General features: G+C 27.2%; 15 protein-coding genes and 1 tRNA gene. 7 read left to right on the forward strand and 9 right to left on the reverse strand.

The genetic code is table 11. The annotated features are described in order from the left end of the window. Nucleotides 1-18: 18 nt before the first annotated feature. From CP965_RS09030 to CP965_RS09045, 4 genes are all read left to right on the forward strand, one after another. A complete protein-coding gene (locus CP965_RS09030; RefSeq protein WP_267285282.1) occupies nucleotides 19-921 on the forward strand; it encodes an AEC family transporter in 903 nt (300 codons plus the stop codon). Between the two features lies 1 nt (nucleotide 922). Further along, nucleotides 923-2,701, forward strand: a complete 1,779-nt coding sequence (asnB, locus tag CP965_RS09035) for an asparagine synthase (glutamine-hydrolyzing) (RefSeq protein WP_129061767.1) — start codon at nucleotides 923-925, stop codon at nucleotides 2,699-2,701. 73 nt (nucleotides 2,702-2,774) lie between these two features. Then, entirely contained in the window at nucleotides 2,775-3,077 is a 303-nt protein-coding gene (locus CP965_RS09040) for a hypothetical protein (protein ID WP_129061768.1), read from the forward strand. A gap of 15 nt (nucleotides 3,078-3,092) precedes the next feature. Continuing rightward, nucleotides 3,093-3,168 (forward strand) — tRNA-Val (locus tag CP965_RS09045). An 8-nt stretch (nucleotides 3,169-3,176) separates the two neighbouring features. Here CP965_RS09045 and CP965_RS09050 read toward each other — a convergent pair. Genes CP965_RS09050 through rsmA form a run of 9 tightly spaced genes read right to left on the reverse strand, consistent with a single transcriptional unit; the run spans nucleotide 3,177 to nucleotide 12,201 of the window. Next, complete coding sequence (locus CP965_RS09050) at nucleotides 3,177-3,584, reverse strand: hypothetical protein (protein WP_129061769.1); 408 nt, start codon at nucleotides 3,582-3,584, stop codon at nucleotides 3,177-3,179. Between the two features lie 31 nt (nucleotides 3,585-3,615). Next, on the reverse strand, nucleotides 3,616-4,545 hold the full coding sequence (locus CP965_RS09055) for a D-2-hydroxyacid dehydrogenase (protein WP_129061770.1): 930 nt from the start codon (nucleotides 4,543-4,545) through the stop codon (nucleotides 3,616-3,618). A 52-nt stretch (nucleotides 4,546-4,597) separates the two neighbouring features. Next, entirely contained in the window at nucleotides 4,598-6,013 is a 1,416-nt protein-coding gene (locus CP965_RS09060; RefSeq protein WP_129061771.1) for a PhoH family protein, read from the reverse strand. 1 nt (nucleotide 6,014) lies between these two features. After that, nucleotides 6,015-6,548, reverse strand: a complete 534-nt coding sequence (gene hemJ / locus CP965_RS09065; protein WP_129061772.1) for a protoporphyrinogen oxidase HemJ — start codon at nucleotides 6,546-6,548, stop codon at nucleotides 6,015-6,017. A gap of 18 nt (nucleotides 6,549-6,566) precedes the next feature. Further along, nucleotides 6,567-7,751, reverse strand: coding sequence for a replication-associated recombination protein A (locus CP965_RS09070; protein ID WP_129061773.1), 1,185 nt, complete (start codon nucleotides 7,749-7,751; stop codon nucleotides 6,567-6,569). Next, nucleotides 7,744-8,538, reverse strand: a complete 795-nt coding sequence (locus CP965_RS09075) for a pseudouridine synthase (RefSeq protein ID WP_129061774.1) — start codon at nucleotides 8,536-8,538, stop codon at nucleotides 7,744-7,746. Before CP965_RS09075 ends, CP965_RS09070 begins: the two co-directional genes overlap by 8 nt. Beyond that, nucleotides 8,538-9,503: a KpsF/GutQ family sugar-phosphate isomerase gene (locus tag CP965_RS09080; protein WP_129061775.1), complete on the reverse strand. Its 966-nt coding sequence runs from the start codon at nucleotides 9,501-9,503 to the stop codon at nucleotides 8,538-8,540. The genes CP965_RS09075 and CP965_RS09080 overlap by 1 nt, the downstream gene beginning before the upstream one ends. A 9-nt stretch (nucleotides 9,504-9,512) precedes the next feature. Continuing rightward, complete coding sequence (locus CP965_RS09085; protein ID WP_129061776.1) at nucleotides 9,513-11,417, reverse strand: ribonuclease J; 1,905 nt, start codon at nucleotides 11,415-11,417, stop codon at nucleotides 9,513-9,515. Then, nucleotides 11,395-12,201, reverse strand: coding sequence for a 16S rRNA (adenine(1518)-N(6)/adenine(1519)-N(6))-dimethyltransferase RsmA (gene rsmA, locus CP965_RS09090; protein WP_129061777.1), 807 nt, complete (start codon nucleotides 12,199-12,201; stop codon nucleotides 11,395-11,397). Before rsmA ends, CP965_RS09085 begins: the two co-directional genes overlap by 23 nt. Nucleotides 12,202-12,274: 73 nt before the next feature. Here rsmA and hisF point away from each other — a divergent pair, with 73 nt between their 5' ends. The 3 genes from hisF to CP965_RS09105 are packed head-to-tail and all read left to right on the forward strand — an operon-like array spanning nucleotide 12,275 to nucleotide 14,239. Then, the gene (gene hisF, locus CP965_RS09095; protein ID WP_129061778.1) at nucleotides 12,275-13,036 is read left to right on the forward strand and encodes an imidazole glycerol phosphate synthase subunit HisF; all 762 of its coding nucleotides are present in this window, start codon (nucleotides 12,275-12,277) and stop codon (nucleotides 13,034-13,036) included. A 1-nt stretch (nucleotide 13,037) separates the two neighbouring features. Continuing rightward, nucleotides 13,038-13,703: an SIMPL domain-containing protein gene (locus CP965_RS09100; protein WP_129061779.1), complete on the forward strand. Its 666-nt coding sequence runs from the start codon at nucleotides 13,038-13,040 to the stop codon at nucleotides 13,701-13,703. Then, on the forward strand, nucleotides 13,703-14,239 hold the full coding sequence (locus CP965_RS09105; RefSeq protein WP_129061780.1) for a phosphorylase family protein: 537 nt from the start codon (nucleotides 13,703-13,705) through the stop codon (nucleotides 14,237-14,239). The genes CP965_RS09100 and CP965_RS09105 overlap by 1 nt, the downstream gene beginning before the upstream one ends. The last annotated feature ends 271 nt before the right edge of the window (nucleotides 14,240-14,510 follow it).

A 14,510-nucleotide genomic window follows, 5' to 3' on the forward strand; every position in this document is an offset into this window, starting at 1 on the left:
TCTTACATAGAAGCATTAATATCTGTTAGTACTATTTATCTTTTTATTGTTATTGGTTTTATTTTTAAAAGAGTTTTCAAAAATGAAGTAAAAGAAAAAAGCTTTGTACTTTTAAATCTATACTTTTTACAACCAGTACTTATTTTTTGGGGTTTAACAAGAGCTCCTATCAATAATGAGTTTTTAATATCTCCTCTTATTTATTTTATAGCTATTTTTATTACCTTGATTATTGCATTTTTTTATTCGAAAAAGATTTTTAAGAATTATCAAGACCGTTCAATATTTTTGGCATCTTCTCTTGTAGGAAATACAGGAAACTTAGGTATTCCACTTGGAATTGCTCTTTTTGGAGAAGCTTCTGTTCCTTATACTTCTATTTTAAATATTGCTAATATATTTTATATCTATATTTTTTCTGTTTATTTTTTTGCAGGAGAAAAGTTTAAATTTACAGATGCGTTAAAAGAGATTTTTAAAATACCAGCTATGCATTCAGCAATATTAGCACTTTTATTTAATTATTATGGTTTTTCATTAAATGAGGATTTAGATAAAGTATTTAATATGGGTGCTTATGCAGCTATTGTTATGCAACTTATTGTATTTGGTATATTTATGTCTCAAGTTAAAGTAAAAAGTGCTAATTGGAATTTATCTATAAATATAACTCTTTTTAAACATATTATTTTACCTATTATTGGTTTATTTGTAATTGTTTATTTTAAAATTGATCCATTTGTTGGTGCAATCATTTTCCTAGAATTAATTGTGCCACTTGCCGTAAATAATGTAAACCTATCTTCACTTTATAACTGTAAGCCTATTGATACAACTTTTGCAGTAATTATTAGTACACTTTGCTTTGTAGCTTTTATGGCTATTTATGTAATTGTAATAAATAAATTCTTTGGACTATAAAATGTGTGGTATTTTAGGAAGTAATTTTTTATCAAATAATTTTAAAGAAGCTTTAGAGAATTTATACAATAGAGGTCCTGATTTTAGTTCTTCTTTAAAAATAAAAGATAAAGAGTTCGGACATACAAGATTAGCAATTATTGATTTAGACAATGAAGCAAATCAACCAATGGTTTTTGATGATATTTTAATTGTTTTTAATGGAGAAATTTATAACTATAAAGAACTTATACAAGAAGAAAATTTAAAATGTAAAACCTTATCAGATACAGAGGTTTTAATAAGACTATATCAAAAGTATGAAGAAGATTTTTTAAACAAAATAAATGGGATGTTCTCTTTTTGCATTTTTGATATGAAAAAAGAGAAATACTTTTGTGCTAGAGATAGATATGGGAAGAAACCCTTTTTTTACTATTTAAAAGACAATAAATTTATCTTCTCTTCTTCAATTCATTCTATTATAAAACTCTTAGGAAGTACTCCAAAATTAAATAAAGTAGCCTTAAGTCAATATGTACAATATTTTGTTCCAATATCTCCAAATACTTTCTATCAAGATATAAATTCCCTTGAAGCAGCAACTTACTTTACTTTACAAAATAATGATTTAAAAAAGAAAAGATACTATAAAATCAATACCTACAAAGCTATAAAAGAGGAAGATGAAGCCTTAGAAAAGATAGAAGAGGCTCTAATAAAAAGTATTGAAGCAAGACTAGTTTCTGATGTAGAAGTTGGAAGTTTACTTAGTGGTGGGCTTGATAGTTCACTTGTATCTGCTTTATACTCTAAAATTACAGATAGTAAAATAAACACTTTCTCTGTAGGATATAGTGAATATAAAAACTATTGCGAATTAGATTATGCAGAGATTACAGCAAAACATATAAACTCAAATCATACAAGACTTGAAATAGGAAAAGATGATTTTATAAACTATTTTGAAGATACTTTAACAGCATTGGAACAACCTCATGCAGATAGTGCAGCGGTTCCACTTAATATTCTTACAAATAAAATACATAATGTAGGAATAAAAACTGTTTTAAGTGGAGAAGGAAGTGATGAACTCTTTTTAGGATATGATAACTATGCTAAGTTTTTAGGATACTATGATTTTGCAAAAACTTTAGATAGTGGACAAAATGAGTTTTTAGACTCCATTATTGGTGCCTTACAAAACAATACTAAGGAGAGTGAATATTTAAGAAGAGTTGTAAAAAAACAAAATATCTATAACTCTTTTGGTGAGATTTATTCAGATATTCAAAAAAGAAAACTATTTAAGAAAGTTCCTACTTTCAAAACAGAGACCCCAAAAAAAGACCCTGTAGATTGGATGAGTTATATTGATTTAAAAATATGGCTAGGAGAAGCATTACTTAGTAAGATTGACCGTATTTCTATGAAGAACTCTTTAGAGCTTAGAACTCCCTTTTTAGACTATAGATTAGTTAATCTTGCCTTTAGTATTGATTCAAAACTTAAAGTTGGAGATACAAATAAATATCTTCTTAAAAAAATAGCTTCTAAATATATACCTAAAGAGATTGTTCACAGAACAAAGAAAGGTTTTAATTCGCCATTTAATGAGTGGATTCAAGAAGAGTATAAAGATTCTATTTTAGAAATAATATTGAAAGTAAATAAAGAAACAAAACTATTTAATGAAGAATATTTAAAACATATTTATACTTTAGCTTCACAAAAAAAGTTTAAACAACACCTTTGGACTATCTTTATTTTTTCGAAATGGTTTGAAAAAAATTACTTATAGCAAAGAAGTAAAGTTTTAATAAGTTGTAAAAATATATAATACCACCTAAAAATAAAAAATTGAGGAAAATAGTATGTGTTTACTAATCCCTGTAGATTCGGATAGAAGATATGAAGCACTGTTAACAACACTTGATAATTGTAAGTATTGGGCTTTTATTGAGCTTGATGAGGGAAGAATAGTAAATTGTAAATTCCACAAAAACAAAGAAGATGTTAATGCCTATATAGAAACAGTTGTTGTTGAAAATGACCAAGAATATGTTTGGCAATTTCAAGAAGAAAATATGACTGTTTTAGTTGCTCCAACACAAAGAAGTATAGATGAAATTGTTGAAGCATATTTATTAAATACACTTCATGAAATAAAAAAGTAATTTTTATATTAATTTGACCGTGTAGCTCAGTTGGTAGAGCACTACGTTGACATCGTAGTTGTCGTTGGTTCAAGCCCAATCATGGTCACCATTACTTTTTTACTTTTCCCAAAACTCTTTTAAGGGTTCTTCTTCATTTTTTATTTCTTCTTCTATTATATCATCAACTGTAATTTCTATATTCTTTGTACTGCTAACAGTTCTAGGTTCTAGATTCAATTTTTCAATTTCATCAAAAGCCTTTTGTATATCTTCTTCTGCAATTTCAGTATTTTCTAGAACTTCTTCTTTTTTTATTTTCTCTTTGTTTTCTTTAAAAGATAAATACTCAGTCATTAGTTTTTCATAAGTTTCAAAATCAAGTAGCATAAATTGAGGTTTCCCATCTCTTAAAATAACTGCTTTTTCAATCTCTTTTTTTTGTATTTTATTAAAAATACTTTTACTCTTTCTTATCAATTCTGTTGAGGATATCATCTCATTTGATTTATACTGCAAAAGATTCATTTATGTACTCCTATACAAATTACAATACGTATTATAATACAAATTTTTTTATATTGTCAAATATTCTATCTACTAAGGTTATTCTTGCTTCTATTGAGCTCCATGCAATATGTGGTGTTAATACAAGTCTGTCTTTATTTTTGATTTTTAGTAAAGGATTATCTTTTACAATTGGTTCTTTTTCTATAACATCTAGCCCACAATATAAGCTTTTTTGAGAATCTAGTTTCTCTGCTAAATCTTTCTCATTTATTATTCCACCTCTTCCAACATTTACCAAGATACAATCCTTTTTCAACAAATTTAAATTAGTCTTATTTAACAAATTGTGTGTTGTTTTATTTAATGGAGAATGAATACTAATAATGTCTGATTGCTTTAATAATTCTTCTAAACTAAGATGCTTATAGTTTGTATCTAAATTCTTACCTGAAGTAGAATAGTAATTTACTTCACATCCAAAAGCTTTTGCTATTTTTGCAACTTCTTTTCCAATATTTCCAAGTCCAATTATTCCCCATTTTTTGTTTTTTAACTCAAAGAATGGTTTGTCTACATTAGTAAATAATTTTCCATTTGACCAGCTTAAACTTTCAACATATTGTTTATAATAATCTAATTTATGTATTAAATCCAAAGTAAGAGTAAAAGTCATTTGTGCAACACTTGATGTTGAATAATCACTTACATTTTTTACTTCTATATTTGCCTGTTTTGCTGCTTCTATATCTATATTGTTTATTCCAGTAGCAGCAACACATATAAGTTTAAAGTTTGAGTTTTCTATTATTTCTTTTGTGATTTCTACTTTATTTGTAACTACAACATCACAATTTTTAACTCTTATTAATGTTTCTTCAGGATTTGTATCTTGATATTTAATTACTTCACCAAAAGAATCAAATTTATCTAAAGAGATATCTTCTCCCAAAGTTTCTGCATCTAAAAATACTATCTTCATATGTTTACCTTTACGTATTTTAATACATAAAGGTATCATATTTTAAATAAAATTATCTATTTTTTGTAGAAAAGATTTGTTCAGCCCATTCTGTAATTGGACCTCTTAATACTTTTTGTAGTTTTATTGCAAAAATATTGATTAGTGAATTTTCATTTTTTGTTGACTTTAAAAGAGTAGTCAAAGCATTTGTATGTTTATTTACATAAAAGTTATCAATTTGTTTATTACTTCCTAAAATTACTACTTTACAAGTGTTATCAACTCTTGATAAGACCATTTGCATTGTCTTATTTGACATATTTTGTGCTTCATCGATTATAACAAAAGCATTTGAAAGAGTTCTTCCTCTCATCTCACCTACCCACATTGTTTCGATTCCATAGTTTTGTATAAGTTGTTCAATTCTTTGAGTAACCTCTTGATCATCTAATTCTTGGATATTATCTGTATTCTTTTTATTTGTTTGTTTTCTTTTATGTTCACTTCTTACAATATAGTCTAAACTATCCATTAAAGGATGATTATATATTTTAAATTTTTCTTCATATCCTGGTAAATATCCAATATCTTCACCTTTATCTAAAGATTCAATTGAATTTCTAATATATATAATTCTTTGAAAATATTTTTGTCTTACTAGTTTTAATGCTCCACTTAAAGCAAGCAAGGTTTTACCTGAACCTGCTTTAGCTTCTACTATTAATACATTATAAAAATGAGATAAAATTCCAGATGAAAAGAAAAGTTGCTCTTTATTTAAAGGTGTTATTATCTGATTTCTCATTTCACCTTCATCTAATAAAACAACTCTATTATTTTGAACTGTTACAAGTATTACTTGATCTGATCCTTTTACTTTAAAACAGTAATTAAAATTATATGGTTTATACTCTTTATCATAATCAGTAATTAAGGCATTATCTAAATGTTCTGTATCTTCAAAATTTATTTCTATTGTTTTAATAAACTCATAATTAAAAGTATCATTATCTGAGCCTAATAAAGAATCTGTTTTTATATCAAGTGATACGGCTCTTGTTCTTGCCATAATATCTAAAGAAAGAAAAGTACTTTCCTCTTTATAGTTTTCTTTACAGAATTTTGCTATTTCTAGTATTTTTCTATCATTAATTATATTGTTTGCAACATTTTTTGTATTTATTGCATATTCTTCACAAGAAATCACATCAATTATTGCTTCTTTTTGAGAAAGAATTTCTAAACTTACTATTTTAAAATTTCCATCTTTTCTTGTGTTAATAATAGTTGAATTCTCTAAGATTCTAGCGAATTCTCTTGCTTGAAAATTTATTTCATCAAAACCACTTTTTTTACTATCTATTTCATCTAAAACAGTCTCAGGTAAAACAATTAGATTTTTCTTTTCATCACTCAATTTAAATATATTACTTGCATCTTCAAGTAATATATTTGTATCTAAAATATATACTTTTTCAAAATTCATATTAACTCTTTTTCTCTTTTGGTTTTTGTTTTAGTACTTTATATATTATAAAACTTCCTATTAATAAAGTAATAATTGTAAAACTAAGAGAAAAAGTTTTTGTCACTACATAGCCTACTATTAATACTGCTAATACAGTTGGAACTTCATTATATGCTCTAAAGAAGCTTCCTTTTTTTGAATAATTACCTTTTGCTAATTCTTTCATAAAATAACCCAAAGAAAAAGAATATGCAATTAAAAGTAAAGCAAAAAATATTTTTGCATGAAGCCAACCATCACCTTTTAACATATCAGGTTGTAAAGCAATCATCAAAATTCCACTAGCAATTGAAGCCCACATTGCAGGCATTCCTATATATTTATACATTTTATATTCTTGAATCTTAACAACTTCTACAAAATCTTTTTTATCTTTATGTTCTGTATGATATACATAAAGTCTAGGTTGATAAAATAACATTGACATCCATGACATTACAGCAACAATATGAAATACTAATATCCATAAGTAATATTCTAAAAGAAAATCCATCTAAACCCTTTTAATTTACTAATCTTTATTTTTGATTTTTTTTAACCATTCATTCAAAGTTTTTTCATATCCAATATTTAATGATTCATAATATATTAAATCTTCTTTTAAATACTCTTGTTCAACCCAACCACCAAAATCATGTGGGTATAAATAACCTTCGTGTTTATTATCAAGATGTTTTGGAATATTTAATATCTTACCATTTTTTACTTCATGTAATGCTTTATTTATAGCTGCATAAGCACTATTAGATTTGGGACAAGAAGCTAAATAAACTACACATTGAGCTAAAATTATTCTACTTTCTGGATATCCTATTTTAGATGTAGAGATCATAGTATTTACTGCTAAATTGAAAGCATTTGGATTTGCATTACCTATATCTTCACTTGCAAAAATTACTAATCTTCGAGTTATAAACTCTACACTCTCTCCTCCAGCAATTAGTCTTGATAAATAGTATATTGCAGCATCCACATCAGAACCCCTCATAGATTTTATCAATGCACTTGCTAAATCATAATGAGAATCCTTAGAACTCACTCCATCAACAATACTATCTTTTCTTAAATCTTTCAATACTTCAATATCAATTTCCTTTGATATTTTAGAAGCAAAATTAAGCAAATTTAACATAGCCCTTGCATCACCACCACTTGAATTGATTAAATACTCTCTACACTCTTTATTTATCGTTAAATCTGCATTATTAACTGCACTATTAAGAACTTGATCTAAATCTTCATTTGTAAGGGATTTAAACTCAAAAAGAAAAGACCTTGAACGAATTGCATTAGTAAGGGTAAAAAATGGATTTTCTGTACTTGCACCAATTATTATTGCATCATAATTTTCCATTATAGGAAGTAAAACTTCCTGTTGATTTTTAGATAATCTATGTACTTCATCAATAAAAACAATAGGTTTGATTAAAGCATTTTTGTATCTATCAAAGACTTTTCTTAGTTCATCTATTTTAATTGTTGTTGCATTAAAATAATAATAATCTGTATTTATTGTTTTTGCAATGATTTTTGCTAGTGTTGTTTTTCCAGTTCCTGGTTTACCATAGAAAAAAAGATGTGGTATCTCTTTTTTTTCTATAAGTTTGTATAAAGTTTTATCTTTCCCTATTATATGTTTTTGTCCCACAAACTCAATTAGCTTTTGTGGTCTTAAAATATTCGATAAGTCAGTCATCATCAACTTTTAAGAAAGACCTTAAGTCTCTATATTCATCCTTTGTTAAGTATCTACTTTTACCAGTAGGAAGATTATTTAGAGTCATCCCTCCAAATTCAAATCTTTTTAAATCCATTACATTTAAACCAAAATGTCCGAAAAATCTTCTAAGTTCTCTATTTTTACCTTCTGATATTGCAACTTTTAGTTTAGAGAAGTTTTTATTATTTGTAAGAACTTGATATGCAATAAAAGGTTCAAAACTCATTGCTTTTATTTTTGATTTTTCATGGGCTCCTGAACTTGCATCTTCAAGTTCTAAACCATTTAACATGGCTTCTTCAACTTTAGGATGTATTTCTCCATCTACTTTTATTTTATAAATTCTTTCTAGTTTTGAATGCATTAATTTATTAGCCACATCAACAGAATCAGTTAAAAGAATTAAACCTTCACTAGCATAGTCAAGTCTACCAATTGGTAGAAAATGTTTATATTTTTGTCCTAAAGTATCAAAAATAGTTTTTCTTCCTTGAGGATCATTTTTTGTAACCAATTCACCTTTAGGTTTATTGTACATAATTACTGTGTACATTCTATTTTTATCTTCTTTAATTAATTTTTTACCTATTTTTACTTCATCATTAATTGATACTTTTGTAGCAAGATTTGTGACTACTTTTCCATTGACAGATACTCTTCCTTCTTCAATTATTTTATCTGCTTCTCTTCTAGAATAGTTGCTATTATGAGATATAAATTTATTAAGTCTAGTTAGTTCTATTATTTCTTCTTGATTTTTCATTATTTGATTCCTGCTTCAATTAAATCATGAATATGTAAAATTCCTTGAACTTTACCCTCTTCATCTGTAACTATTAACACTTGTATTTTATAATCTTCTATAATTCTTAGTGCATCACTTGCTAGTATATTTTTATCATTTATAGTTTTAGGATTTTTATTTGAAATTGACTCAACATCACACTCTAAAGTAAAGTTTTTATCCATTAGTGCTCTTCTTAAGTCACCATCACTTAAAACTGAACTTAATTTTCCATCTTCATCAACAACAAAAACATTTCCCAATCTACCTTCACTCATTATAACAATTGCATCTTTTAGTTTTGTTTCACGTGAAACAATTGGTAAATTTTCTTTTCTCAGTAAGTCTGAAACTTTTACAAAAAGTTTTTTACCAAGACTTCCTCCAGGATGAAATGATGCAAAGTCTTCTTTTTTAAAATCTCTTTTTTTCATTAAACAAACAGCTAAAGCATCACCCATAGCCATTGTTAATGTTGTAGAAGAAGTAGGAGCAGTATCTAAAGGACAGGCTTCTTTAGATACAGAAATATTAATAAAGAAATCAGAATACTTTCCAAGAGTTGATTCTTTTGTTTTTGCCATTGCTATTAATGGTATATCAAATCTTTTTAAATGTGGTAAAAGTTGGATTAATTCTTCACTCTCCCCACTATATGATATTGCTAAAACAATATCATCTTTACCTATCATTCCTAAGTCACCGTGCATAGCTTCAGTAGGATGTAAAAAGAAAGAGGATGTTCCAGTACTAGCTAGTGTTGCAGCTATTTTAGCTCCAACTAAACCAGATTTTCCTACTCCTGTAACAATAAGTTTTCCTTTACAAGAAACAACTAAATCAACTGCTTTTTCTATATCAAAATCTTTTATATTATTAGCAGCTATTAATAATTCATTAGCTTCAGTTTTTAATACATCAAAAGCAATCTCGTTAAAATTCATTTATTTTCCTTATTGAACAAATAGTGTTGGTACAATCATTGGGTATTTTTTATATTTTCTAATACAGTGTTTTCTAACAACTTTTCTAATCTCATCTTCAACAATTCTATTATTTTTAAATATACCCTCTTTTGCATTTTTTAAGAATGTATCTAATAAATCTTCTATCTCTTTTGAAAAAGCTCTATCTTGTTTATTAGGAACAAGTCCAAATGATGTAACTCTAGGTCTTTGTTCCATTTTTCTATCATTTTCATTAACTTGAGCAACAATCATAACAACACCTTCATTTGCCATGGTTTGTCTATCAATTACAATGTCATCTGCAATTTTATTATTAAGTTGATTGTCAATATAAACTTTACCAGTTTTAACAGATTTCACTTTTTTAAGATATTTTGGAGTAACTTCTACTTGTTCTCCATCACTCATAATATAAGTATTTCTTTCTAATACACCACAATCAATACCTGTCCTTGCATGTCTTAATGCATGATTATATTCACCATGAATAGGCATAAAGAATTTAGGTTTAACTAATCTTAACATTAATTTTTGTTCCTCTTGAGCAGCATGTCCAGATACATGAATTTCACTAAAATCTTGATATGCTACTTGTGCACCAGCTTTAAGTAAATGATTAATAATAGCAGATACACTTGCTTCATTTCCAGGAATTGCTTTTGCAGAAAGAATAATTTGATCCCCTGGCTTAATTTTAATATGTCTATGCTCATGGATTGACATTCTATATAAAGCACTCATAGATTCACCCTGACTACCAGTTGTTACAATAAGAACTTCTTTATCATCATATTTATTTACTTCATGTGCTTCAATAAATTGATCCCTTGGGAATTTTATATATCCTAAACTCATAGCAATTTCAAGGTTCTTTTCCATTGATCTTCCAATAACACATACTTTTCTACCATATTTAATTCCATGTTCAATTGCTTGAGAAACTCTATGAATATTAGATGAGAAAGTAGACATTATCACTCTACCTTTTGCAGAAGAAAATAATCTATCAAATGTAGGTCCTACTGTTCTTTCTGATTTTGTAAATCCAGGAGAGTGAGAGTTTGTTGAATCAGACATAAGTAATAGAACACCTTTTTCTCCATAGTGTGCAAATCTATGTAAATCTGTTGGAAAGCCATCTATTGGAGTATGATCTATTTTAAAATCTCCTGTATGAATAATAGTACCAGCTTCTGTAGTAATAGCTAAAGAAGATGAATCAATAATAGAGTGAGTAATATGAATCCATTCTATTTCAAAATCTCCAATTTTGACTGGTACTCTTTTTTCAATAGGTCTAAATAGTTTTCTATATTCTCTCATCTTATGTTCATCAAACTTTGAACCAATCATTTCTAATGGTAATGATGTTCCATAAATAGGAAATTGCATCTCTTTATATAAATATGGCATAGCACCAATATGGTCTTCATGTCCATGGGTAATAATTACAGCTTCAATTTTATTTTTAATTTCTCTTATATAAGAGAAATCTGGAATTAAAATATCAACACCATGCATATCTTCATCAGGGAAACTCATTCCTACATCAACAATAATTGCACTCTTTTCAGTTTCAACTACCATCATATTTCCACCAATTTCACCTAAACCACCAAGAGGTGTTATCCTAATTTTTGCATTTGTTGAAAGGTTTAATTTATTATGTGGATTTAATCTATTTTTATGAGACTTTTCATTTATAATATATGCTTTTTTTAAGTCTGTTAACCAACTTTTATTAGTTTTACTGCTATTTGTTCTAGCTCTAGGATTTGGTTTTCTTCTTTTATTATATGGTTTCTTCTCAGAAGACTTTTCTTGTTTCTGAGTACCATTTTTTTGTTCAGTATTTTCTTGTTCTACTTTATTTGTTTCGTTGTTTTCCATTATTCACCTTTGTATACATTTGGCTATACAAAGATGCGCTTAACTCATGAGGTCTTAAAGTTTCTATTAAATCAAGATCACTATAAATATTAGATAAAAGTTCTTTATCATAAATATTGGATAAATTTTTAAAAAGCTTTTTTCTTGGTTGAGAAAAACAAACTTTTAAAAATTTTAAAAAACCTTTATCTAGTTTTACACCCATATCTTTTTTAATATATAGTATTGAAGACATAACTTTTGGCGGAGGGTCAAAAGACTCAGGAGGAACATCAAATAATATCCCATTTTCTTTCGAACATAGACTTGCTATAACACCCAAAGAAGAAAATTCTTTTTCATTTTCTTTTGCAGAAAACTTTAAAGCTACTTCTTTTTGAATCATCACAAGAATATTCTCACAATTATCATCTTCAATTGCTCTTAATATAATATTCGTCGCAATATAATAAGGAAGATTAGCTACTAAGTCATATTTATTTTCATATAGACTACCAGCTTCTTCCCATGCCGTTAAAACATCTGTGTGGATAAGTTGAAATCGGCCATTATCAAGTTCTATTGCAAACTTTGACTTTAAAATACTAATTAAATCAGTATCTACTTCATACGCTAGCGTATCTTTGTACTTGACTAACTTTTCTGTCAAATCACCTAAGCCAGGCCCAATTTCAACTAATTTATTACTATTATTGGGCATCGATTGGATGATTCTATTTAATATTGATTTGTCGATTAAAAAGTTTTGTCCAAACTTTTTCTTTGCTTTTATTAACTTTTTCATAAGAATAAATAGTATAGCTTCATTTAACTTACAATTAGATAAGATTTTACTTAATTTTAAGAAGGAATTTATATTGAGTTATTTTGCAAAAAGAATTATACCTTGTTTAGATGTAAAAGACGGAAGAGTTGTAAAAGGTGTAAATTTTATTGGATTAAGAGATGCTGGAGATCCAGTTGAAGTAGCTAAACGATACAATAATGAAGGTGCTGATGAAATTACATTTTTAGATATTACAGCAAGCCATGAAAATCGAGATACTATAGTTGATATAGTAAAAGATGTAGCTAAAGAAGTCTTTATCCCTCTAACTGTAGGAGGAGGCATAAGAAAGCTCGAAGATATCTACAATTTGCTTAATGTAGGTTGTGATAAAGTATCCATAAACTCTTCAGCAGTTGTTAATCCTGACTTTATTAATGAAGGTGCAAAACGATTTGGCTCACAATGTATTGTTGTTGCTATTGATGTAAAAAAAGTAGCAGATGGTTCATACCACGTTTTTGTAAAAGGTGGTAGAGAGGATACAAGAATTGATGCAATTTCATGGGCAAAAGAAGTATATGATAGAGGAGCTGGAGAAATTTTACTTACATCAATGGATACAGATGGAGCTAAAACAGGTTTTGAGTTAGAAATAACTTCAAAAATCTCTAGTATTGTTGATATCCCTGTCATTGCCAGTGGCGGTGCAGGAACAATGGAACACATAAAAGAAGCTTTTGAATGCGGAGCAAGTGCAGCACTTGCAGCATCAATTTTCCATTTTAAAGAAATTGATATTATGGAATTAAAAAACTACTTAAGAGAAAATAATATACCAGTAAGGATTTAATATGAAAAAAATTTGTTTATTAGCAGCAGTGCCAGCTTTATTATTCTCATTTGATGTGAATTTTAATAAAAAATTTTCTAAGACACTAGTTCAAGATACACTCACAACAAATTTAAGTATTGTAATTAAAGATGATAGTGAAAAAAAGATAAACAAAACACTTGAAAAATTTAATAAAAAAATAAAGTCTTATAATAAAGTTGAAAAAGATTATGGAACATTAAATATTAGACCTGATTACAGAACTTCAAACAATGTTCCAAAGATTATTGGATACAGAGGAGAATTAAGATATAAAGTAAGTTCAACTAAAGCAAGTAATATTAATGAATTTATAAGTCAATTAATAGATTTAAAAAAAGATAGAGATACAAATATTATTATTAATAATTTAAGTTGGACAGTAAAAGAAGATAAATATATTAAAGCTCAAGAAGAATTAAGATTAACTTCAATTCAATGGCTTAGTAATTATGCAAATGAGTTATCAAATACTTTAAATAAAGAGTGTAAAATAAAAAATATAAGTATTAATACTAACTCATATAGACCAATTGCAAGAATGGCTTATAATTCAGAATCTTCATTTAGTACAAAAATTGCTGTTCCTGAATCAAATGAAGAAGAAGTATCAATTACTCCATCTTTTACTTTAGAGTGTAAATAATGATAATTTGTGCAGGGAGAAATGAAACTTTTAATTTCGCAAAAGAAATGGGAGTAGGATTAATTGAGACGGCAATTAATCTTACAAGACAATGTTTATTTGACAAACCTGATTTTTTACTTTTTATTGGAAGTGCAGGAAGCTATGGAAATCATGAAATTTTTGATATAGTAGAATCAAAAAGAGCAGCTAATATTGAACTATCATTTTTAGAAGACAACTCTTATACTCCACTTGATAATGTACTTGAATCAGAAAATAAAATGGTACGAAATGATACCATCATAAACTCTTCAAACTATATTTCTAAAAACTTTGAATTATCAAAAAACTTTAATGAGTATGGAATCGGATGTGAAAATATGGAGTTTTACTCTATTTTACAAGTAGCCAAAGAGTTTGAAATTCCAGTTGCGGGAATCTTTGTTATTACAAACTATACAAATGAAAATGCTCACGAAGACTTCTTAAAAAACCACAAAGCAGCAATGCAAAAACTAACTTCTTATTTACTAGAAAAACAAATTATTAAATAGTATTTTACAACAGCCTAATAAAATGTTTCTCTAGTTACGTGGGTGCAAGCTTGCACACCACTCCACTTTCAACACCGAAAAATGTAAAACTATTTACATTTTTTTTACGGTGTTTCACGTGAAACATTTTAACAAGAATATCATATATTAATATACATCTTTAATTTCTACACGACAGAACTACAACAATAATATAAACTAAGCTATTTATTTTAACTGTTACAAATAAAAGATTTTGTACACTTCAAAATAAGTTTAAAGCTTAAAAGGA

Source organism: Halarcobacter mediterraneus (genome assembly GCF_004116625.1).
GTDB classification, from domain to species: domain Bacteria; phylum Campylobacterota; class Campylobacteria; order Campylobacterales; family Arcobacteraceae; genus Halarcobacter; species Halarcobacter mediterraneus.

What these genes read in the sequence shown, in the direction of transcription:
- asnB (WP_129061767.1), top strand. Translation starts at nt 923, where the DNA reads ATGTGTGGTATTTTAGGAAGTAATTTTTTATCAAATAATTTTAAAGAA.
- CP965_RS09040 (WP_129061768.1), top strand. Translation starts at nt 2,775, where the DNA reads ATGTGTTTACTAATCCCTGTAGATTCGGATAGAAGATATGAAGCACTG.
- CP965_RS09050 (WP_129061769.1), bottom strand. Translation starts at nt 3,584, where the DNA reads ATGAATCTTTTGCAGTATAAATCAAATGAGATGATATCCTCAACAGAA.
- CP965_RS09055 (WP_129061770.1), bottom strand. Translation starts at nt 4,545, where the DNA reads ATGAAGATAGTATTTTTAGATGCAGAAACTTTGGGAGAAGATATCTCT.
- CP965_RS09060 (WP_129061771.1), bottom strand. Translation starts at nt 6,013, where the DNA reads ATGAATTTTGAAAAAGTATATATTTTAGATACAAATATATTACTTGAA.
- hemJ (WP_129061772.1), bottom strand. Translation starts at nt 6,548, where the DNA reads ATGGATTTTCTTTTAGAATATTACTTATGGATATTAGTATTTCATATT.
- CP965_RS09070 (WP_129061773.1), bottom strand. Translation starts at nt 7,751, where the DNA reads ATGACTGACTTATCGAATATTTTAAGACCACAAAAGCTAATTGAGTTT.
- CP965_RS09075 (WP_129061774.1), bottom strand. Translation starts at nt 8,538, where the DNA reads ATGAAAAATCAAGAAGAAATAATAGAACTAACTAGACTTAATAAATTT.
- CP965_RS09080 (WP_129061775.1), bottom strand. Translation starts at nt 9,503, where the DNA reads ATGAATTTTAACGAGATTGCTTTTGATGTATTAAAAACTGAAGCTAAT.
- CP965_RS09085 (WP_129061776.1), bottom strand. Translation starts at nt 11,417, where the DNA reads ATGGAAAACAACGAAACAAATAAAGTAGAACAAGAAAATACTGAACAA.
- rsmA (WP_129061777.1), bottom strand. Translation starts at nt 12,201, where the DNA reads ATGAAAAAGTTAATAAAAGCAAAGAAAAAGTTTGGACAAAACTTTTTA.
- CP965_RS09100 (WP_129061779.1), top strand. Translation starts at nt 13,038, where the DNA reads ATGAAAAAAATTTGTTTATTAGCAGCAGTGCCAGCTTTATTATTCTCA.
- CP965_RS09105 (WP_129061780.1), top strand. Translation starts at nt 13,703, where the DNA reads ATGATAATTTGTGCAGGGAGAAATGAAACTTTTAATTTCGCAAAAGAA.